This window comes from Affinirhizobium helianthi, from assembly GCF_042680945.1.
GTDB lineage: Bacteria > Pseudomonadota > Alphaproteobacteria > Rhizobiales > Rhizobiaceae > Neorhizobium > Neorhizobium helianthi.
The window spans coordinates 1-21,301 of record NZ_JBHUEQ010000040.1; the positions used below are offsets into that span (position 1 = coordinate 1).

The 21,301-nt window shown below is 58.4% G+C and carries 18 protein-coding genes and 1 tRNA gene; 14 read left to right on the forward strand and 5 right to left on the reverse strand.

Annotated elements, in window-relative coordinates; genetic code table 11:
- Positions 1 to 148 precede the first annotated feature (148 nt).
- The gene (locus ACFSE1_RS19015) at positions 149 to 322 is read left to right on the forward strand and encodes a DUF1328 domain-containing protein (protein ID WP_377405113.1); all 174 of its coding nucleotides are present in this window, start codon (positions 149 to 151) and stop codon (positions 320 to 322) included.
- 246 nt (positions 323 to 568) lie between these two features.
- On the opposite strand, the gene ACFSE1_RS19020 is transcribed toward ACFSE1_RS19015, so the two are convergent.
- Entirely contained in the window at positions 569 to 1,030 is a 462-nt protein-coding gene (locus ACFSE1_RS19020) for an Lrp/AsnC family transcriptional regulator (RefSeq protein ID WP_377405116.1), read from the reverse strand.
- Between the two features lie 131 nt (positions 1,031 to 1,161).
- On the opposite strand from ACFSE1_RS19020, the gene putA reads away from it, so the two are divergent.
- Complete coding sequence (putA, locus tag ACFSE1_RS19025) at positions 1,162 to 4,860, forward strand: trifunctional transcriptional regulator/proline dehydrogenase/L-glutamate gamma-semialdehyde dehydrogenase (protein ID WP_377405119.1); 3,699 nt, start codon at positions 1,162 to 1,164, stop codon at positions 4,858 to 4,860.
- 84 nt (positions 4,861 to 4,944) lie between these two features.
- Entirely contained in the window at positions 4,945 to 5,538 is a 594-nt protein-coding gene (locus ACFSE1_RS19030) for a DUF922 domain-containing Zn-dependent protease (protein ID WP_377405120.1), read from the forward strand.
- A 119-nt stretch (positions 5,539 to 5,657) separates the two neighbouring features.
- Here ACFSE1_RS19030 and ACFSE1_RS19035 read toward each other — a convergent pair whose 3' ends face one another.
- The gene (locus ACFSE1_RS19035; protein WP_377405123.1) at positions 5,658 to 6,983 is read right to left on the reverse strand and encodes a dicarboxylate/amino acid:cation symporter; all 1,326 of its coding nucleotides are present in this window, start codon (positions 6,981 to 6,983) and stop codon (positions 5,658 to 5,660) included.
- Positions 6,984 to 7,200: 217 nt separating this feature from the next.
- On the opposite strand from ACFSE1_RS19035, the gene ACFSE1_RS19040 reads away from it, so the two are divergent.
- From ACFSE1_RS19040 to ACFSE1_RS19050, 3 genes are all read left to right on the forward strand, one after another.
- A complete protein-coding gene (locus ACFSE1_RS19040) occupies positions 7,201 to 9,057 on the forward strand; it encodes a sensor histidine kinase (protein ID WP_377405126.1) in 1,857 nt (618 codons plus the stop codon).
- A complete protein-coding gene (locus ACFSE1_RS19045) occupies positions 9,054 to 10,409 on the forward strand; it encodes a sigma-54-dependent transcriptional regulator (protein WP_377405129.1) in 1,356 nt (451 codons plus the stop codon). The genes ACFSE1_RS19040 and ACFSE1_RS19045 overlap by 4 nt, the downstream gene beginning before the upstream one ends.
- A gap of 93 nt (positions 10,410 to 10,502) precedes the next feature.
- Positions 10,503 to 11,804, forward strand: coding sequence for a UDP-glucose dehydrogenase family protein (locus ACFSE1_RS19050; RefSeq protein ID WP_377405131.1), 1,302 nt, complete (start codon positions 10,503 to 10,505; stop codon positions 11,802 to 11,804).
- 11 nt (positions 11,805 to 11,815) lie between these two features.
- Here the strand turns inward: ACFSE1_RS19050 and ACFSE1_RS19055 are convergent, their stop codons facing one another.
- Entirely contained in the window at positions 11,816 to 12,244 is a 429-nt protein-coding gene (locus ACFSE1_RS19055) for a response regulator (protein ID WP_377405134.1), read from the reverse strand.
- The gene (locus ACFSE1_RS19060; RefSeq protein ID WP_377405137.1) at positions 12,241 to 13,371 is read right to left on the reverse strand and encodes a PAS domain-containing protein; all 1,131 of its coding nucleotides are present in this window, start codon (positions 13,369 to 13,371) and stop codon (positions 12,241 to 12,243) included. Before ACFSE1_RS19060 ends, ACFSE1_RS19055 begins: the two co-directional genes overlap by 4 nt.
- Before the next feature lie 157 nt (positions 13,372 to 13,528).
- Here ACFSE1_RS19060 and ACFSE1_RS19065 point away from each other — a divergent pair.
- Positions 13,529 to 13,605 (forward strand) — tRNA-Pro (locus tag ACFSE1_RS19065).
- 44 nt (positions 13,606 to 13,649) lie between these two features.
- Here ACFSE1_RS19065 and ACFSE1_RS19070 read toward each other — a convergent pair.
- A complete protein-coding gene (locus ACFSE1_RS19070; protein ID WP_377405140.1) occupies positions 13,650 to 14,639 on the reverse strand; it encodes a GlxA family transcriptional regulator in 990 nt (329 codons plus the stop codon).
- A gap of 212 nt (positions 14,640 to 14,851) precedes the next feature.
- Between ACFSE1_RS19070 and ACFSE1_RS19075 the strand changes: the two genes are divergently transcribed.
- The 7 genes from ACFSE1_RS19075 (at position 14,852) to ccoP (ending at position 21,156) form a co-directional block, all read left to right on the forward strand.
- Positions 14,852 to 15,544: a YqcI/YcgG family protein gene (locus ACFSE1_RS19075; RefSeq protein WP_377405143.1), complete on the forward strand. Its 693-nt coding sequence runs from the start codon at positions 14,852 to 14,854 to the stop codon at positions 15,542 to 15,544.
- Positions 15,544 to 16,236, forward strand: a complete 693-nt coding sequence (locus ACFSE1_RS19080; RefSeq protein WP_377405145.1) for a class I SAM-dependent methyltransferase — start codon at positions 15,544 to 15,546, stop codon at positions 16,234 to 16,236. Before ACFSE1_RS19075 ends, ACFSE1_RS19080 begins: the two co-directional genes overlap by 1 nt.
- A 44-nt stretch (positions 16,237 to 16,280) precedes the next feature.
- The gene (locus tag ACFSE1_RS19085; RefSeq protein WP_377405148.1) at positions 16,281 to 17,549 is read left to right on the forward strand and encodes an APC family permease; all 1,269 of its coding nucleotides are present in this window, start codon (positions 16,281 to 16,283) and stop codon (positions 17,547 to 17,549) included.
- 207 nt (positions 17,550 to 17,756) lie between these two features.
- Positions 17,757 to 19,382 (forward strand): cytochrome-c oxidase, cbb3-type subunit I, encoded by a 1,626-nt coding sequence (gene ccoN, locus ACFSE1_RS19090; protein ID WP_377405151.1) that lies wholly within the window; start codon positions 17,757 to 17,759, stop codon positions 19,380 to 19,382.
- Between the two features lie 11 nt (positions 19,383 to 19,393).
- Positions 19,394 to 20,125 (forward strand): cytochrome-c oxidase, cbb3-type subunit II, encoded by a 732-nt coding sequence (ccoO, locus tag ACFSE1_RS19095; RefSeq protein WP_377405152.1) that lies wholly within the window; start codon positions 19,394 to 19,396, stop codon positions 20,123 to 20,125.
- 12 nt (positions 20,126 to 20,137) lie between these two features.
- A complete protein-coding gene (locus tag ACFSE1_RS19100; protein ID WP_377405155.1) occupies positions 20,138 to 20,290 on the forward strand; it encodes a cbb3-type cytochrome c oxidase subunit 3 in 153 nt (50 codons plus the stop codon).
- Between the two features lie 2 nt (positions 20,291 to 20,292).
- Positions 20,293 to 21,156 carry a cytochrome-c oxidase, cbb3-type subunit III gene (gene ccoP, locus ACFSE1_RS19105; RefSeq protein WP_377405158.1) on the forward strand — a complete coding sequence of 288 codons (864 nt, stop codon included), beginning with the start codon at positions 20,293 to 20,295 and terminating at the stop codon, positions 21,154 to 21,156.
- Positions 21,157 to 21,301: the final 145 nt, after the last annotated feature.

Below are 21,301 nucleotides of genomic sequence, written 5' to 3' on the forward strand. Positions count from 1 at the left end.
GCTCGCCATGCGAGAGCAAGCCCCTCCTTTGTTGACGAACACGAGACGAACACTCCTCAAGCTTCATACTCAGAAGATACTCAAGAACGGAACAATCAATCAGCATTGCCGTTGATGATCATCGGATTATCAAGCGGATTGGATTATCATGCTGAAGTGGGCGCTTATCTTTCTTGTCATTTCACTCATTTCCGGCTTTCTCGGCTTCTCGGGCGTTTCAGCCGCTACTGCTACGATTGCTCGGATACTCTTCTTCATTGCAATTGTTATCTTCCTGATTTTCCTCGTTTTGGCCTTCATGGCGGGCAGCGCGGTGCTGTAGGGTTGGCACACGTCTCACGCGGCTTGGGATCATGCCAAAATTAACATCGAGCGTCATTGGTCTCCATTGGGAGGCCGGTGACCTTGCCATGAAACAAAAAGGCCCCGCCGGAGCAGGGCAATGTTGGGGGAAAGCTCGCCGTGCATGACGGGAGCATGTGCATTCAGCCAGAGATTCCCCGGCGCGACGAGGTCGATTCTTACTCATACGGTACTATCTGCGAAATAAAAGATACGCGCAGATAGGTCAGCGTTCCTTAACTGACTGCATTGCGACCGAGGTCGATGTGCTGGCGACGTGCGGAAGGCTTGATATCTTCTCGCCCAGAACTTCCCTGTAGCGGCGAATATTGTGCGTGCGGATCTTGATGAGATAATCGAATCTGCCTGCAATCATGTGGCATTCCTCGACTTCCTTGATGCGTGAGATCGCCTGGTTAAATTCGGTGAGTGCCTTTTCACGCGTGTCCGAAAGCTTCACCTCCGCAAAAGCCACATGATCCAGGCCAAGTTTCGGCAGGTTGATCACGCCGCGGAATCCGAGAATGTAGCCTTCATCAATGAGCCGTTTGAGCCGTGCGTTGCATGGTGTCTTGGACAAGCCAATTCGTGACGCAAGTTCGGTCACGGAAATTCGGCCGTCTGCTGCCACTTCATCCAGTATTTTCAGATCGAAGGCGTCTAAATCGCCTGTTTGAACGTGTTGCATAGTGTTTTTACCTAGATTGGGAATTTAATTTGGGAGTTTAGGCTGCTTTGGGCCGCATGAATAGTCTCTGTGGCGGTCGCGTCCTGCGGTATAGTTCGGCAATCGCCAGTTCTGCCTTGAGGCCTCACCCCATGACCGCGCAATCCACCTCGACTGCCAATTCTCTCTCTCCGCAGACAGCCTTCGAACATTTCGCACCACCCATACGCCAGCAGTCGCCGCTCAGGCGGCAGATCACTGCGGCCTATCGGAGGCCAGAGGCCGATTGCGTGATGGCACTGCTGCCCGGAGCCTCCCTACCGGACGCACAAAGGCTGGATGTAAAGGCGACGGCCCGCCGGCTGGTCGTTGCCCTACGGGGCAAACCGCATGGTTCTGGGGTCGAAGGTCTGGTGCATGAATATTCGCTGTCCAGCCAGGAGGGCGTGGCGCTTATGTGCCTTGCTGAGGCACTTTTACGTATCCCTGATATGGCCACGCGCGATGCACTCATTCGCGACAAGATTTCTCATGGCGATTGGAAGTCTCACATGGGCGGCGGGCGTTCCCTGTTCGTCAATGCTGCGACCTGGGGGCTGGTCGTCACCGGGAAACTCACATCCACCGTCAATGACCGCAGTCTGGCGTCAGCCCTGACGCGCCTGATCGCCCGTTGCGGCGAGCCGGTTATTCGTCGTGGCGTGGATATGGCCATGCGTATGATGGGCGAACAGTTCGTCACGGGCGAAACCATTGCGGAAGCGCTGAAGCGTGCGCGGGAGATGGAGGAGAAGGGCTTCGGCTATTCCTACGATATGCTGGGCGAAGCGGCCACAACACGCGCCGATGCCGAACGTTATTTCCGGGACTATGAGAACGCCATCCATGCCATTGGTCGGGCGTCAGCCGGACGCGGTGTCTATGCCGGGCCTGGCATCTCCATCAAGCTTTCCGCCCTTCATCCGCGCTACTCCCGCTCTCAGGCAGACCGGGTGATGACGGAACTGTTGCCGAGGGTGAAGGCGCTTTGCCATCTGGCAAAGGGCTACAATATCGGCCTGAACATTGATGCCGAGGAAGCCGACCGCCTCGAACTGTCTCTCGATCTTCTGGAAGAACTTTGCCTGGATCGGGAGCTGGCTGGCTGGGATGGGATCGGCTTCGTGGTGCAGGCCTATGGGAAGCGCTGCCCCTTCGTGCTTGACTACATCATAGACCTCGCGAAACGCTCCGGTCATCGCATCATGGTCCGCTTGGTCAAGGGCGCCTATTGGGATGCAGAGATCAAGCGCGCACAACTGGATGGTCTTGAGGATTTTCCAGTCTATACCCGTAAGGTGCACACCGATGTCTCTTACATATCCTGCGCAAGGAAGCTTCTGGCTGCCCGCGATCACGTCTTCCCGCAATTTGCCACGCATAACGCCCAGACGCTTGCGACGATTTATCATCTCGCCGGTCCTGAATTCTCTATTGGCTCTTACGAATTTCAGTGCCTTCACGGAATGGGGGAGCCGCTCTACGAGGAGGTTGTCGGTCCGGCAAAGCTGAACCGCCCCTGCCGTATTTATGCGCCCGTTGGCACGCATGAAACATTGCTGGCCTATCTCGTCCGCCGCCTGCTTGAGAACGGAGCAAACTCCTCCTTCGTCAACCGTATCGGCGATGAGAATGTCAGTATCGATGATCTGATTGCAGATCCTGCCGACATTGTGCGCGCCCAAGCCAGGGTCGGTGCAAAGCATGAGAAAATTGCCTTGCCGCAAGACCTCTTCGGTAAAGGCAGGCGGAACTCGAAGGGCCTTGACCTGTCCAACGAAGACACTCTGGCTCACCTGTCGGAGGCCTTTCAGCGTGCTGCCCAACAGATGGTCGAAGCCGTTCCGCTGCTTGCATTCGATGCCAGTGTTGCAAAACCTCGACCGGTTCTCAATCCTGCTGACCACCGCGATCAGGTCGGGACAGTGGCTGATGCGATCGAGGCGGAGGCTCTGCGTGCCGTTGCGGTCGCCAAGGCAAGCAATGCGTGGCAGCAAATGGCGGCTCAGGAGCGGGCAGCCGTTCTGGAAAAGGCTGCCGATCTGCTGGAGCAGGCGATGCCGCAACTGCTTGGTCTGATCATGCGCGAGGCAGGAAAATCTCTGCCAAACGCTATTGCCGAAATTCGCGAGGCAGTTGATTTTCTGCGCTATTATGCAGAGCAGGCGCGCCGCACGCTGGGGCTTTCACACAAGCCCTTGGGGCCGGTGGTTTGCATCAGCCCCTGGAACTTCCCGCTCGCCATTTTCCTAGGGCAGGTGTCTGCTGCACTGGTTGCGGGAAATCCGGTTCTAGCCAAGCCAGCAGAAGAAACGCCCCTCATCGCCTATGAGGCGATCAAGCTCTTGCATGCGGCGGGTGTGCCGCGCGAAGCCCTGCAATTTGTACCGGGCGATGGCAGTATCGGCGGCGCGCTGGTTTCGGCGCCAGAAACGGCGGCCGTCATGTTTACCGGCTCGACCGAGGTGGCACGCATCATCCAGAAGCAGTTGGCGCATCGGCTGTCTGAAACGGGAAAACCCATTCCGCTGATTGCGGAAACCGGCGGGCAGAATGCCATGATCGTCGATTCCTCGGCACTTGCGGAGCAGGTGGTGGGCGATGTCATCGCCTCTGCCTTCGATAGTGCAGGCCAGCGTTGCTCGGCGCTTCGCATTTTGTGTGTGCAGGAAGATGTTGCTGATCGCGTGCTGACAATGTTGAAGGGCGCCCTTGCCGAGTTGTCCATCGGCCGTACTGATCGGTTATCGACCGATATTGGCCCGGTAATTACCCATGAGGCGCAGCAAACCATCAATGCGCATATCGAGCGAATGCGCATTCTTGGGCGGAAAATTCATCAGGCCCCGCTTCCATCGGCGGCGGATCAAGGCACTTTTGTTGCTCCCACGATCATTGAGCTGAATTCTATCAAGGACTTGCAGCGCGAGGTCTTCGGCCCGGTCCTGCATGTCATTCGTTATCGCCGTGAAGATCTGGACCGCCTCTTGGAGGACATCAATGCCACGGGTTACGGGCTGACATTCGGTCTCCACACGCGGCTGGATGAGACCATTGCTCACGTCCTTAGCCGGATCAAGACAGGCAATCGCTATGTCAACCGCAACATAATCGGTGCAGTGGTCGGCGTTCAGCCCTTCGGGGGGCGTGGTCTTTCCGGCACAGGCCCCAAGGCTGGCGGACCGCTATACCTTGGCAGGCTGGTGCAGACACCGCCGGAGCCACCGCATCTGAGTTCGGTGCATCTCGATTCCGCGCTGAGTGCCCTGGCGCGCTGGCTGGATGACCGCAAGCTCCATGAGCAGGCGGAAATGACAAGAGCCATTGGCAGCCAGTCAGCACTTGGGCTGGAGTTGCAATTGCCGGGGCCTGTTGGCGAACAGAACCTCTATGCGCTGCATCCGCGCGGCCTTATCCTGTCCGTGCCGGTCAGCGAAAACGGTCTGCTGCTGCAATTGGCCTGCATTCTGGCAACCGGCAATACGGCAGTTCTCGATGTCTCCAGTCCCGTTGTTCAGTCCCTGGCGGATCAGTTGCCCCCGGAAGTGCTGGCACGTGTCCAGAAGGTAAGGCATTGGAACACCGGCAAAGCCTTTGCCGGTGCCTTGCTGGAGGGAGAGGACGAGGAGATCAAGGCCTTGCAGATGCGCATCGCAGAGCTTCCCGGTCCGCTGGTGTTGACGCAGGCTGCAAAACCCGGCCCGATGGAACGGCTTGAGAGCTACTGCCTGAACTGGCTGCTGGAAGAGGTCTCCACGTCCATCAACACGGCTGCAGCCGGAGGCAATGCAAGCCTCATGACAATTGGCTGATCGGGCTCTGGCGAGTCTTCCGCTTTTGACTATTGTGCGCCAGATATCTGGCGCACAGGAGATCTATAATTGGTGAAACTGCTCATGAAGATTCTTCCCCTGGCGGGAGGGGTGATAGCGGCCACGTGTCTGCCGCAGACATCGATTGCCGCAGACTGGCAGGCGATTGAGCAGATCAAGACTTATCCGATCAAGGGTAAGACCGGCATCGATCTCTATCGCTCCATCGGTGAAGAAGGGCCGAATGCCGGGGTTCAGGCCATCGCCCATACAAGCTTCAAACTGACGTGGACGCGCAAATATGAACCGCAAGGAACAGCCTGCGCCATCACAGTCGCGCAGCCGCGCGTCGTAATCACCTATACGCTTCCCAAGCCCGCCAATCCGCTTCCGTCTGATGTCCGGCAAAGCTGGGCGCGTTTCATTGCGGGTGTTGAAAAGCACGAGCGTGTACACGGCGAGTTTGTAAAGGAACTCGTGCAGCAGATTCAGGATTACAGTCTAGGCCTCAGGGTCGAGAATGATCCGCAGTGCAAGCGGATACGCGAGGTCTTGACCCAGAAACTGGGCGAACTGTCGCGGGCGGAACGGGCACGCAACGCGGAATTTGACCGGATGGAACTGGCCGATGGCGGCAATGTTCACCAGCTCATTCTGGCGCTCGTAAACGGCCCCTGAGCAAGCACAACCCTCACCCATTCAAGCAGAAGGCCCGCCGAGAGATCGGCGGGCCTTCTGGCAAGATCGGTCCTGTGGCTTTTCTGGCCATCGGCCCGATCCTCTTCCTTGGGAGGAATTTACTCCGCAGCCTGCAAGCCAGCGGCGGTCGGCTCCGGCAAGCGGCCCGAAAGAGCTTCATTCAGCTTTGCGGAATCCAACTCGTTTTCCCAGCGGGCAACCACAATGGTCGCAACCGCATTGCCGACGAAATTCGTCAGAGCGCGGCATTCGGACATGAAGCGGTCAATTCCGAGGATCAGCGCCATGCCAGCAACCGGAACCGATGGAACGACGGAAAGCGTTGCCGCCAGGGTAATGAAACCGGCACCCGTAATGCCCGCCGCACCCTTGGAGCTGAGCATCGCGACCAGAAGCAGCAGGATCTGATCACCAAGCGACAGCTGAATATCGGTCGCCTGTGCAATGAACAGCGCGGCCAGGGTCATGTAGATATTCGTTCCGTCCAGGTTGAAGGAATAGCCGGTGGGAATGACGAGGCCCACGACAGAGCGCTTGCAGCCCGCCCGCTCCATCTTCTGCATCAGGCCCGGCAGGGCAGCCTCGGATGAAGAGGTGCCCAGAACCAGAAGCAGTTCTTCCTTGATATAGCGGATGAGCGCCAGGATGGAGAAACCGTTGTAGCGCGCGACAGCGCCAAGCACCACCAGAACGAACAGCAGGGATGTGAGGTAGAACGTGCCGATCAGGAAGGCGAGGTTTGCAACCGAACCTATGCCGTATTTGCCGATGGTGAATGCCATGGCACCAAATGCGCCAATGGGCGCGGCTTTCATCAGAATGGCAACCAGCTTGAAGATGGGTGCCGTCACCGCTTGCAGAAAATCTGTCACCGGCTTTCCACGCTCACCGACCATGGCCAGCGAAATGCCGAACAGCACCGAGAAGAACAGGACCTGAAGAATGTCGCCCTGGGCGAAAGCGCCGACAATGGTTTCCGGGATGATGTTCATCAGGAAGCCGGTTATGGAGCTTTCATGTGCCTTGGTGGCATAGGTTGCAACAGCCTTGGCATCCAGCGTTGCCGGGTCGATATGCATGCCGGAGCCCGGCTGCACGACGTTGGCGACCAGCATGCCCACGGCAAGGGCAAGCGTCGAAAAGACGAGGAAGTAGATCATTGCCTTACCGGCTACGCGCCCAACCTTCTTCAGGTCGGACATGCCGGCAATGCCTGTTGCAACGGTCAGGAAGATCACCGGGGCGATGATCATTTTGACAAGCCGAATAAAGGCGTCGCCGAGCGGTTTCAGCGATGCGCCAATTTCCGGGTAATAATGTCCAAGCGCGATGCCTGCCGCAATAGCGACGAGCACCTGGACGTAGAGCTGACGATAAAGGGGAATTTTGCCACGGGGAGCCGTAGCGTCGAGATGCAAATCCATACCTAATCCTCCTTGCGCCCCCACCCGACGGCTCTCCCGGGGGCGACATTTGACGATGAGGCGAGATTGCAATCGGCGTGCCAGCTTGGGGGTGTTTTCTTAAGGCATTGAATACATGAGGTAATTTTTGCCGATGATATTCGACTTTCCATGCATTGTGCGAAAATCCGCACAGTGCATCTTGCCTGGGTGCCTATGCCTGTGCGAAAAACCAGACATGCGCGCCTTCACCGACAGCCTTACTGACTGGAGTTCCGCCCCTGCTGCGCGGCGGCGTTGGGTCTTGTTTACCCTGGTTTCCCTTGTTCTCGTCACCGTCACCCTCATCGGTGCGCATCGCTATGGAACGGATGCCGCCATGCGGGAGCTTCGCAGCCAGGCCCGCATTGATGCGGGGCTGAAGGTGGCGCTGTTGCGTGCGGTTCTGGAGAGGCCGAGAGCGCTGCCCTTGATCCTGTCCCGCGACCGGGAGGTGGAAGAGGCGCTAAGGGAGCCGACGACGCTGCATCTGAATGGCCTGAACAGGAAGCTGCAGGATCTCGTCGCCGGTACCAATGCCTCCGTGCTTTATCTGATTGATCGTCGTGGTATCGCCATTGCATCCAGCAACTGGGCAGAGCCAACCAGCTTTGTCGGCAGCGATTATGCGTTTCGCGACTATTTCTCCCGTGCCATGGCGGAAGGAAAGGCAGAGCATTTTGCCTTGGGAAGCGTAAGTCTGCGGCCCGGCCTCTACATTTCACACCGGGTTGGAGCGGCAGAGGCGCCGCTTGGTGTCATCGTGGTCAAGGCGGAATTCGATCAGCTGGAAAGCGACTGGCGCGAAACTCTGAAGCCCACTTTCGTTGCCGATCAGGATGGTGTGGTTCTCATCACCAGTGTCGACTCCTGGCGTTTCATGACGACCTCGGCGCTCCAGCCTGCCGTGCAGAAGCAGATCCGGTCCAGCCTGCAGTTCGGAGATGCGTCTTTGGTGCCTTTGCCCATGCTTCAGCTCCAACCCTTCACGGATGATGTGAGGGTGATTGAGACCGTTCTGCCGGGTGAAAGACAGAGACGCATGGTGGAGGTGGCTCTGGGCGTGCCCTCCACCCCGTGGCGGCTGCATTATCTTCTGCCCACAGAGCCGCAACTGGATGCGATGATCGGTCAGGCGCAATTGACAGCGCTCGCCCTTCTTCTTCCCCTGCTTGCATTGGCAGCCTTGGTGCTCTGGCGCAGGCAGACGGTTCTGGCGCGCATCGCCCAGGAGCAGGCCGCGAGGCTCGAACTTGAGCGCCGGGTCGAGGAGCGCACGCTGGATCTGCGCAGCGCAAGAGACCGGCTGGAAGCTGAAATGGCAGATCACCGGAGCACCGAAGCGCGCCTTCAGGGTGTGCAGCAGGAGCTGGTGCAGGCAAACCGTCTTGCCATTCTCGGTCAGGTGGCCGCGGGGGTTGCGCATGAGATAAACCAGCCAGTCGCGACCATTCGCGCCTATGCGGATAATGCGGGAACTTATCTTGAGCGGGATCGGCCTGAGGCAGCACGCGAAAACCTGCGCGAGATCGCGGGCCTTACCGAGCGCATCGGAGCGATCACAGAAGATCTGAAGGCCCTGGCGCGGCGGGGACGGACAGCGGCAGAGCCTGTCAATCTTCAGGATGCCGTATCGGGCGCGACCATGCTTTTGAAGAGCCGTTTTGCCGGTCGGCTGGATGCCTTGCAGATCAATCTCCCTGCGGGAAAACCCATTCTCGTACAGGCAAGCCGGCTACGTCTGGAGCAGGTTCTCATCAACCTCTTCCAGAATGCGCTGGAAGCCATTGAAGGACAGGCGGACGGGCGCGTCAGCGTGGCGACGCACAGCCTTGACGGAAAGATCCTTGTGACTGTGGAGGATAATGGGCCGGGAATACCGGAAAGCATCCGCCAGCACCTCTTCTCGCCGTTCAACAGCTCCAAGGAGAAGGGGCTGGGCCTTGGGCTCGTCATCGCCAAGGATATCGTCTCCGACTACGGGGGCCGCATCAGTGTCGATACCTCGCAAGCCGGAACCCGTTTTACGATTGAGTTGAAGCAGGCCGCGCAATGACCGAAGCCACTCCAGTCCTTCTCGTCGATGATGACCGCGATCTTTTGCGGGCCACCACGCAAACTCTGGATCTGGCGGGGTTCTCCGTAAGTGCGCATGCAACGGGTGGGGAAGCTCTGGCCAGGCTCCAGCCGGATTTTCGCGGCGTCGTGGTGTCCGATATTCGAATGCCAGGTATGGATGGGCTGGAGCTGTTCGAGCGGATCAAGGCAATCGATGCGGATATTCCCGTTGTCCTGGTCACAGGTCATGGGGATATTCCCATGGCCGTCGATGCCATCCGCAACGGCGTCTACGATTTCATCGCCAAGCCCTTTGCCGCCGAGAGATTGGTGCAGTGTGTGCGCCGGGCGGGCGAGAAGCGCAGTCTCGTGCTGGAAAACCGGGTGCTTCGCGATGCGAGAGACGCGGAGGAGGACGATCTTCCCCTGCTTGGCCAGACACCCGTGATGCAACGCCTGCGGCAGACCATTCGCCAGATTGCCGATACGGATGTCGATGTGCTTCTGACCGGGGAGACGGGCACCGGCAAGGAGGTTGTCGCCAGCCTGCTGCACCGCTGGAGCCGACGCTCCCAGGGAGCCTTCGTGGCATTGAACTGCGGTGCCCTGCCCGAGCAGATCATGGAAAGCGAGCTGTTCGGGCATGAGGCGGGTGCCTTCACCGGTGCCCAGAAGCGGCGGATAGGACGCATCGAGCATTCCGGCGGAGGCACGCTGTTTCTCGATGAAATCGAAAGCATGCCGGCTTCATCGCAGGTCCATATGCTGCGTGTGCTGGAAATGCGTGAAGTGACGCCGCTCGGCACCAATGAGGTTCGCCCTGTCGATCTGCGCGTCGTGGCGGCTTCCAAGGTAAATCTGGGAAACCCGGCAGAACGCGGCGGCTTCCGCGAGGATCTCTATTATCGCCTGAACGTCGTCAGCCTTTTCATTCCACCTCTCCGGGAGCGGCGGGAGGATTTGCCCCTGCTCTTCCGCTTCTTTCTTCAGCGCGCGGCAAAGCGTTTTGGCCGCGAGGTGCCACAGATCAATGGCGCCGTCGCCCGCCATCTGGCCGATCATGACTGGCCTGGCAATGTGCGCGAACTCAATCACTTTGCCGAGCGCCTGACGCTTGGTCTTGAACCTTCGGTGCAGCAGGAATTTCGCGAGGCATCCGGCGTCGCGACAGGCGGGACGTTGCCGGATCGCCTCGCCCGTATCGAGGCGGACATGATCAGGGAAGCCTTGCAGACGCATGATGGCGATGTCCGCCGGACGATCGAGTTCCTCGGTATCCCGCGCAAGACATTCTATGACAAGCTTCAGCGTCACGGCATTACGCGCGGTGACTTTGCCAATAGTAGCTGACTGACATTTGAAAGTTAAACAGGTGGCCTATATGGCGCTGTGAGATTCCATCGCCCCACATCATTGCGCCGGGGCAGCAAGCGAGAGACATTCATGCGTATTACGATGATCGGTGCCGGCTATGTGGGTTTGGTATCGGGAGTTTGCTTTGCTGACTTCGGTCATCATGTGACCTGTGTTGATAATGTCGAAGAAAAGGTTACCGCACTGAAATCCGGCATCATCCCGATCTACGAACCGGGATTGGAGGATATGGTACGCTCCAACGTCAAAGCGGGGCGTCTCTCCTTCACGACGGATCTGGCGCAGGCTGTCGAAGATGCGGATGTGGTTTTCATCGCCGTTGGCACGCCGTCTCGCAGAGGCGATGGGCATGCCGATTTGTCCTACGTCCATTCGGCGGCGCGAGATATTGCACATGCCATGAAGGGCTTCACCGTCGTGGTCACCAAATCGACCGTGCCGGTCGGGACGGGAGACGAGGTCGAGCGCATCATCCGCACCGAAAGGCCGGAGGCGGATTTCGCAGTGGTCTCCAACCCTGAGTTTCTGCGAGAAGGCGCAGCCATTGCCGACTTCAAGCGCCCCGACCGAATCGTCATTGGGTCAGAGGACGAGCGAGCCACGGAAGTGATGCGGGAGGTCTATCGCCCGCTCTATTTGAATTCAGCTCCGCTCTTCTTCTGCGACCGCCGCACCTCTGAATTGATCAAATATGCGGGCAATGCCTTCCTCGCGATGAAAATCACCTTCATCAACGAAATGGCGGATCTTTGCGAAAAGGTCGGTGCAGATGTGCAGAAGGTGGCCAAAGGCATCGGCATGGACAAGCGCATCGGCGACAAGTTTCTTCATGCAGGACCAGGCTATGGCGGCTCCTGCTTTCCCAAGGATACGATGGCGCTGGTCAAGACTGCCCAGGACCATGAGAGCCCGCTGCGGCTGATCGAAACAACGGTCTCGGTCAACGATACCCGCAAGAGGGCCATGGCCCGCAAGGTCGTTGCTGCCTGCGGCGGTAGCGTCCGTGACAGGAAGATTGCCCTGCTGGGCCTCACCTTCAAACCCAATACCGACGATATGCGCGATGCGCCATCGCTTTCCATTATCCAGGCTTTGCAGGATCACGGCGCCTCCATCCATGCCTACGATCCCGAAGGAATGGAGGTGGCCAGGACCATGCTCAAGGAGGTAAGCTTCGGCGAAAGCCCCTATCAGATCGCCGAGGGTGCCGATGCCATCGTGCTCGTAACGGAATGGGACGCTTTCCGCGCGCTGGATTTCAGGCGTCTGAAGCCCCTGATGAACACGCCAGTCTTCGTGGACCTACGCAACGTTTATCCGGGTGAAGAGGTCACGCGTCACGGATTCCAATATTTTGGCGTCGGTCGATAGCCGCCTTACAATCAGCCGGTGCCGGTGAAACGCTGTTCCAGCCACGGCGCTGGCACAAGGCTCGGCGGGATCACGTTGCGCCGTTCGCCGCGGATGAACCGTTCGATATAGGATAGTGCGTTTTCCAGCCCGTTCATCGTATAGGGCTTTTCGATTGCGCCTATTGCTCCGGCAAAATCAGCGGGTATGCGTTTGAGATTGCCGGTCACGAACACGTAGGAAATGCCTTTGGCAGAGAGGTAGCGTCCGACATCGATGCCGGTCGGGCCGTCCAGAAGATGGATGTCCATGAAGGCAAAATCCGGCCTGTGTTCGTCCGTGAGAGCGCGCGCTTCTGTGCTGGACATGGCCTGCCCGACAATCCGGTGCCCGGCAGCCTCGAGTTCACTCTCCAGTTCGAGAGCCAGAAGCGCTTCATCTTCAACGATCAAAATATTCACGCGCGGTGCCCCTCCTCTACGCTTCCCACGGGAAGCCGGATATCAACAATGGTGTTTGCACCTTCCTTGCTGCGATCGATCCTGGCATTGACCTGCCGTGCGCAGGTTTCCAGAATAGTCCGGCTGAATTCCTCGTCAGCGGGATCGACTTCCACCGGCTGCATCGAATCCACGACGCGGATCTGGAAGTGACCGTTCAGGCGCTTGATGCAGAGATTGAGAGAGCCGCCGCCATCCTTCAGGCCGCGCCGCAACGCATCCCCCACCATTTCATTGATGATGAGTGCCAGCGGTGAGGCCTTGATTGCCGGAACGAGGACCGGAGACAAGTCGAAGGTAATCTTGATGTCGTCGCGTCTGAGCGCCCCGATCATATCCGTAACCAGTTCCCGTGCAAAATCCGAGACATCGAAACGTTCCACATCGGCGGTGGTAAAAAGCTTTCTTTGCACGGTGCTGAGGGCCTCCACGCGATCCAGAACGGAGCGAAGGGTGCGTCTGGCCGTCGCATCGCCGCTGGTGCGCGCTTGCAGTTTCAGGATGGATGCAATGGTCAGCAGGTTGTTTTTGACCCGGTGGTCGACCTCGTGCACGAGGAGCGTCTTCGCATCCAGCGCGTCGCGCAGATCCTTGGTGCGGCGCGCAACCTCGCGCTCGGCAGAACTGCGCGCGGCGGCAAGCTCCATCTGCTTGTCCTTCACATGGGTGAAATCCAGTTGCGATGCGAAGAAGTAGACCACTTCTCCATCGCTGTTGCGGACAGGGCTCATGAAGAGAGCGTTCCAGAATGTCGTTCCGTCCTTGCGGTAGTTCAGGATGTCCACTTCAAGGCTTCTCTCCTCGCGGATCGCTTCGCGCAACTGCGAAATCACGGCCTGGTCGCTGTCCGGTCCCTGCAGCAGACGACAGTTGCGACCGACCAGTTCCCGCTGCGTATAGCCAGTGAGTTCGGAAAAAGCCCGGTTGGAGAAGATGATCGGATTATCCGGTTGGCGCGGATCCGTGATCAGCATCGGCATGCGCGTAGCCTTGAATGCAGCAGCGAACGGATCCTCCGAGGAATGCTCGGCCAGCAGCCGGTCACCGGCCTGACTTGCATTGAGCTTCGACTCTTCTTCATTCTTCATGGAAACCAAGCAGCAGCCTGAACAATCTGAACCAGCATAATGAGCTAAGGCGCAATCAGTTCCCGCACAGGGGCGCGCTTAAAATTCGACGTTCAAAAAAGTGTTGGCGGGTGCTTGTGCAAAGCAAAGCGCTCGTCTATAGGAGCGCCACTGGTCACGGAGTGTAGCGCAGTCTGGTAGCGCACCACGTTCGGGACGTGGGGGTCGAGTGTTCGAATCACTCCACTCCGACCAGTTTTCCCAACAAAACAAGCATTGCCATCAGAATGCGGGATCGTTCACGCCGATGTTCCGTCGCGCATTGTCTTTCGATAGCTTGCCGGTGACATCTGGAACTGCTTGCGAAAATGATGGCGAAACACGTCTGCGGAGGGAAAGCCCACTTCTGCCGCGATGTGTTCCACGGGCATGATGCTATCCTCCAGAAGTGATTTCGCCGCGAACAGACGTTGTTGCGTCAGCCATTCGGCGGGCGCCATGCCGCGGGCGTTCTGAAAGCGGCGTATGAACGTGCGGCGGCTCATTCTGCATTTCTGCGCCATGTCATCGACGCTGGTCTTCTCCTTCAACCGGCTGAGAAGCCAGGCGCAAAGATCGGAGAGACCATCCACCTGCGTCTGGGCCGAGTAGGGGATATACTGGGTCTGATCCCCCGTGCGGAAGGCGGGGATAACCATTCGTTGAGCCACTGCACGCGCCACCGATCCGCCGTGATCCTTGCGAACGATGTGCAGACAAAGATCCAGCCCGGCCGCGCGGCCCGCTGAACTGAGGATGTCGCCCTCATCCACGTAAAGAACTTTCGGATCGACCTTCACCTTGGGAAAGCGCTGTGCCAGCAATTGCGCCTGCGACCAGTGGACCGCCGCACGGCGTCCATCCAGCAAGCCGGCTTCGGCCAGCAGGAAAACGCCGGAGCAGATCGATACGATCCGGCTGCCACTGGCATGCGCCTTCTTCAAAGCCTTGATCAAAGCGAGGGGCGGATCCTCGTCAATATCGATCCACCCGGGCACGATGACGGTATCGAAGCAGTGCAGATCCGAAAGGCCGTGTGAGGCGACCAGACCCACGAACGAGGAGCGCAGCGGGGTTGCCGCGCGCTCCGCGCACACCTCGATGCGATAGGCCGGATGCAAATCGTTGGCGAGTGAAAATATTTCCATCGCCAGCCCCATCTCGAAGAGATTGACGCCGTTGTAGGCAACAATCCCGAGGCTGCGCCTTTCACAATTCTGGGCTGCGGCAGGTGGCACTGAGTTTGGCACGATTTTCCGTTTAGATGTCACAATTCACCGTTGTTTGCGGCGCTTAACTGATCAAACTCAAGAGCGCAATTGGAACATAAAATGCAATGTAATCGGTAATAAAACACAATACAAATTTGGGCAGGGGTGGGGACCGAAAAACTATGCAAATATTTAATCCAGTTAATATTAATAATATTGAGCAGGATGCGGAGCCAAATTGGGTCAAGCAGATGATGCAGCAGATTGCGTCTCGCTTTGAAACCGAAGAAGGTCCGGAATTTCCATGTGTATTCGCGCAGAACGCTTTTGCCCGAGGGAATATTCTTTGCCTGCCGGTGCCCTTCAAGGATAAAGGGTACGATCTCAAGTTTTTTTACGATGGTCTGAAGGACTATCTGGAAGACTGCCTGAAATGGGATGGCTCGGTCAATACGGCGCAACCGCTTCTGGTCTTGTTCGAGCCGGTCGCTCATTTGTCTTCTACAAGCGATTACCAGGAGCTCTTCATCTCTTCCATGCAGTATCTGATTGATCACGATCCCATTCCCTGGGTGGATGGCACCCCTACTGCGCCTGAGCGGGAATTCTGGTCCATGTGTTTTCAGGGGCAGCAGATCTTCGTCAATGTCAGCCATCCGCAAAACCTGAAGCGGAGAAGCCGCAATCTGTGCGATTGCATGGTTCTCGTTATCAATCCGCGGGAGCGTTTCGATATTGTCGCAGGCATTCACAAGAAGGGTTTTGCCATGCGCCAGAAGATTCGCGAGAATATCGATCTCTATGATGATGTTCCGCGCAGTCCGCTGCTCGGCCATTACGAATCCGGTGATCTTGAATGGCCTCAATACATGCTGCCTGACGATAACGAAACGCCGCCGCTGCGATGCCCGCTGAAGTTCCGTCAGGTTGAGGAGATTGGCTGATGGATATGGATCTGACGAGTCTCGCCTCGCGCGTTCCTGAACCGGAATACATGACTGAAGAGGAGGAAATCTGCTACGCCGCTGCCGATTACAGCATTCCTCATGAAGCCTTGGCACAGGAAGTGGTGAAGGTTGCCGCGGGAAAGCCGCGGCGCGTGGTGGACCTTGGCTGTGGCCCCGGTGACGTTCTGCTGCGCATTCGCCGGCATGCGCCCGATTGGGATCTGACAGGCGCGGATATCTCACCCCGGATGCTTGCCATCGCACGGGATGCGCAGGAAGAACGGCTTGCAGCGGATACGCGGCGCATTCATTGGCTTTTGACCAACGGGCGTAATCTTGCATGCGCAGATGGAAGCTTTGACGTGGTGATGAGCAACAGCGTTCTGCACCACGTGGCAGATGCTGTTCAATTCTGGCGGGAAATACGGCGCATTGCGGAGGAAGGGGCACATGTCTTCGTTCGCGATCTGCGACGTCCGCCGGATGAGGCGACGGCAAGGGCGCTTGTCAGCAAACATGTGGGTGGCGAATCGCAGGTGGTGCAGGCCCACTATCTCAGCTCGCTGCGCTCTTCCTACACCTGCGCCGAGGTGCGGTCCCAGTTGGCAGCCGCACGGATCGGTGGGTTGGAGGTTCGGGAGCTGGAGGACCGCTACCTGACCGTGGGAGGATGTCTCAGCAAGATCTGAAGGAAGGTGGTGCGAAGCAGGCAGCCGCGAGGAGGAGAAAATTCATGGCGTTGAAGAAGTCCATGTCGGTTCCGCAAGGCGTCGTCCTTGCTATCTGCACCATCATTGGCTCCGGTCTTCTCGGCTTGCCTGGCCTTGCTATCGAGGCGGGCGGCGTTGCGGCAGCTGCGCTGTCCTGGCCGCTCACCCTGATGATCTCGTTGCCGCTCGTCGTCATTTTCCTCAGCCTGTCGCTGGAGGTGCAGGACTCCGGTGGCGTTGCGCGCTATGCGGCACTTGCGCTTGGAAACTGGGCGGAGACTGCGGTTTCCCTCATCTTCGCCTTCACCTTCATGCTCTGCATTCCGATCGGCACCTATATGGGCTGCATCTATCTGCAGAAGATCTTTGGCCTGCCGGAAGGCGCAGCCGTCTGGCTGGCCTTCGCCGTGCTTGCCACATCCACCCTCGTCAATCTTATCGGGCTTCGGCCAGCCTCCTGGATCAATGTCGCCTCGGCTCTGTCACTGGTGCTGCTCGTCATTCTTTTCGTCAGTGCGCAGCCGCACCTGCTGGGTGCCGGACTGAATGCCTATGAAGGCTATATTGCTGATTGGAACCAGGTGTCGGTGAATTCGCTCTGGACAGTCAGCGCCATCCTTTTCTGGGCCTTTCTGGGTTGGGAAAATCTCAGCTTCGGAAGCGGCGAGGTCGCCGGGGGACGCCGCGCCATCAAGGCCATTTTTGTCATTGGCTTCATTCTTGTCACGGCCATCTATGCCGCTCTGGCGCTTGTGGCCACGGGCGCGGAAGCATCCGGCATCAGCGTTCACGGCGTCTCCGGCCTTCTCAATCTGGTCGAGAACAGTCCGCTGGCCAGCCTTGTCTATGGGTTGATCATTCTGGTGGTTCTGGCCAATGTAAATGCCTGGGTCTTTGCCGCCAGCCGTCTCATTTTCTCCGCTGGAAGCGCCCGAATCCTGCCGGGCGGTCTCGGCCTGCTTGCGCCGAACGGCATGCCGCGCAACGCACTGATCTTCATGCTGGCGGTCTATCTCGTACTTTGCCTTGCCCTGCATTGGAAGCTCTTCACCGTCACCCAGGGCCTGATGCTGGCAAACCAGAACTTCATCGTCATCTATCTCGCCGTCATTCTTTGCTATTTCCGCTTCAATCGGTCCTTCGGCGCGCGGCTGATCGCACTGGCAGCCGTGGCATCCAGCGGCTTTCTGGTGGCGGGCTTCGGCTGGACACTCATCGTGCCGCTGGTGCTGACAGCCATCGGCTACGCAATTGATCTGCGCCGCAGGCCAGATCCGGCTTCCGTCGTGTGATCGAGGGCCGCAGGCTCAGCCAGCCGGCGCTCCAGCCGGTGGTTGGCCGTTTCCACGCCTCTGTCCATTGCGGCTGAAAGATGGCTTTCTGCTGTTGATCCAGATCAAGGTCGGGTTGTGCGGATAATGTGATTTCTCCAGATGGCGGGGTTCGCCGGCTATAGTCGATGCCGAGCCCCATGATTGTCGCCTCTGGGGGATGTTCCGATGAACAATACCATACCGATCGTGGCGCTGACCTTAGGGGCCTTTCTGGCTCTCCTGGGGGCCGGCTTTGCCCACGATAATCTGTTCGCCGCACACATGTGGGTGCTCTTCTTCACTTTGGCAGCAGCCACCGTCGTTCTGCTGCGCCAGCTCAAGTTTGCGCCTGCTGGCCGCGCATCTGCGGTGGCAGATCGCTCCGGCTATTTCGATGAAGTCGTCAAATACGGTGCGGTTGCAACCACGTTCTGGGGTGTCGTCGGCTTCCTGGTGGGTGTGGTCGTTGCCCTGCAGCTGGCCTTTCCGGATCTGAACTTTGGACCCTGGTTCAATTTCGGCCGCATGCGCCCGCTGCACACATCTGCGGTCATCTTCGCGTTCGGGGGCAACGCGCTGATCTGTACCTCCTTCTACGTGGTCCAGCGCACTTCGCGTGCCCGCCTTTTCGGCGGTGAGGGGCTGGGCTGGTTCGTGTTCTGGGGCTACCAGCTCTTCATCGTCATGGCCGCCACGGGCTACCTGCTCGGCATCACCCAGGGGCGCGAATATGCGGAGCCGGAATGGTATGTCGATCTCTGGCTTACCGTCGTCTGGGTGGCCTATCTCGTCGCCTTCCTCGGCACGATCCTCATGCGCAAGGAGCCGCATATCTATGTGGCGAACTGGTTCTATCTCGCCTTCATCGTAACCATTGCCATGCTGCATGTGGTGAACAATCTGGCGGTGCCGGTCTCCTTCCTCGGCGTGAAGAGCTATTCGGTGTTTGCCGGTGTGCAGGATGCGCTGACCCAGTGGTGGTATGGGCATAACGCCGTGGGCTTCTTCCTGACGGCAGGCTTCCTTGGCATGATGTATTACTTCGTGCCCAAGCAGGCCGAGCGCCCGGTCTATTCCTATCGCCTGTCGATCATCCACTTCTGGGCTCTGATCTTCATGTACATCTGGGCCGGTCCGCACCATCTGCACTACACGGCCTTGCCCGATTGGGCGCAGACACTGGGCATGGTGTTCTCGATCATGCTGTGGATGCCGTCTTGGGGTGGCATGATCAACGGCCTGATGACGCTTTCCGGCGCATGGGACAAGATCCGTACCGATCCCATCATCCGCATGATGATTATCGCCATTGCCTTCTACGGCATGTCGACCTTCGAAGGCCCGATGATGTCGATCAAGGCCGTCAACTCGCTCAGCCACTATACGGAATGGACCATCGGTCACGTTCATTCAGGCGCTCTGGGCTGGGTCGGCATGATCTCCTTCGGCGCAATCTACTACCTCGTGCCGAAGCTGTGGCACCGTAACCGCCTCTACAGCCTTGCCATGGTCAACTGGCACTTCTGGCTGGCGACACTGGGCATCGTTGTCTATGCCGCCGTCATGTGGGTTGCCGGTGTGCAGCAGGGCCTGATGTGGCGCGAATACGATGAGCAGGGTTTCCTGGTCTATTCCTTCGCGGAAACCGTCGCTGCCATGTACCCCTACTATGTGCTGCGTGCCGTCGGTGGCGCAATGTACCTGGCCGGGTCGCTCATCATGGCCTTCAACATCACCATGACCATTCTTGGCTACGAGCGGCGTGAAAACGTCCCGGGCGCTGCGCCTGCCGCTCTTCAGCCTGCCGAATAAGGAGTGGACCCATGTCCATTATGGATAAACACCAGTTTATCGAGCGGAATGCGACCCTGCTGCTGGTCGGCTCGCTACTCGTCGTCTCCATCGGCGGTATCGTGGAAATCGCGCCGCTTTTCTATCTGCAGAACACCATTGAGAAGGTGGAGGGGATGCGTCCCTATTCACCGCTCGAACTGGCGGGCCGCAACATCTACATCCGTGAAGGCTGCTATGTCTGCCACAGCCAGATGATCCGCCCCTTCCGCGATGAAGTGGAGCGTTACGGTCATTACAGCCTTGCAGCGGAATCCATGTACGATCACTCCTTCCAATGGGGATCGAAGCGTACAGGCCCGGATCTTGCACGTGTGGGCGACCGTTACTCGAACGAATGGCACGTTCAGCATCTGGTGCGTCCGCGTGACGTGGTGCCGGAATCGATCATGCCGAGCTACGCCTTCCTCAAGGAGACGACGCTCAAGGTCAATGACGTGACGCTGGACCTGAAGTCGAACGCGCTTGTCGGCGTGCCCTACAACCAGGAAATGCTGGATAACGCGACGGTGGATCTCGCCGCACAGGCTGATCCGAACGCCGATACCACGGCGCTGCTCGCACGCTACCCGAAGGCCAAGGTTGGCGATTTCGACGGTGACCCGACTAAGGTTACGGAGATGGATGCGCTGGTGGCCTATCTGCAAATGCTCGGCACATTGGTCGATTTCTCGACTTATGACGACGCGACCGGCTATCGCTGAGGAGGCTGACCCATGGAAGTCTACACGGCAATGCGTCACTTCGCCGATAGTTGGGGGCTGCTGGCCATGACCCTCTTCTTCATCGGCACGCTTCTCTTCGTCCTGCGCCCCGGCGCAAAGCGCTCGGCTCAAGAAGCCGCAAGCATCCCTCTGAAGGAGGATTGATCATGGCGGACAAACATATCGATGAAATCAGCGGCGTCGAAACCACCGGCCATGAGTGGGACGGCATTCGCGAACTGAACAATCCCCTGCCGCGCTGGTGGCTCTGGAGCTTCTATGCCACCATCGTCTGGGCGATTGCCTATACGGTGGTCTATCCCGCCTGGCCGATGCTAACGGACGCCACCAAGGGGCTCTTCAACTATTCCAGCCGTGCTGAATTGGCGGCGGAAGTGGCAGGTGCCAAGGCAGCGCAGGCCGGCATGGTCGAGAAAATCGCCGCTCTGCCGGTCAAGGAAATCCTGGCCGACCCGCAGCTTACCCAGTTTGCGACGGCGGCCGGTGCCGCCGCCTTCAAGGTCAACTGTGTTCAGTGCCATGGTTCCGGTGCCGCGGGTGGAGCCGGCTATCCCAACTTGAATGATGACGATTGGCTTTGGGGCGGCAACATCGAGCAGATCCAGCAGACGATTGCTCACGGCATTCGCTACAATGCGGATGCGGATACGCGGGTTTCCGAAATGCCAGCCTTTGCTGACATTCTCAAGCCTGAGGAAGTTCGCCAGGTTGCCGCCTATGTGGTCAGCCTTACTGGCACACCGCATGATTCTGCGCTGGTGGAGCCGGGCAGGCAGCTCTTTGCAGATAACTGTGCATCCTGCCACGGTGAGGATGCCAGGGGTAATCGCGAATTCGGCGCGCCTAATCTTGCCGATGCCATCTGGCTGAAGGTTCAGGGCGAAGAGCAGATCGCCGCCCAGATACGCCAGCCCAAGCACGGCGTCATGCCCGGCTGGAATGTCCGTCTGGGTGATGCCACCGTCAAGGAACTGGCAGTCTACATTCATTCGCTCGGTGGCGGAGAGTAAGCTTAATGGCCGGTCTCTGACTGGGAGGGGACCGGAGATCAGCATCATCCGCGACCTGGGGCCGCCCGTGAGGGCGGCCCTTTTGTGTCAGGAGCCCCTCGATTGAGGGTGCGACAAGCGGGCGCGCACCCCTTGGGCTTGACCT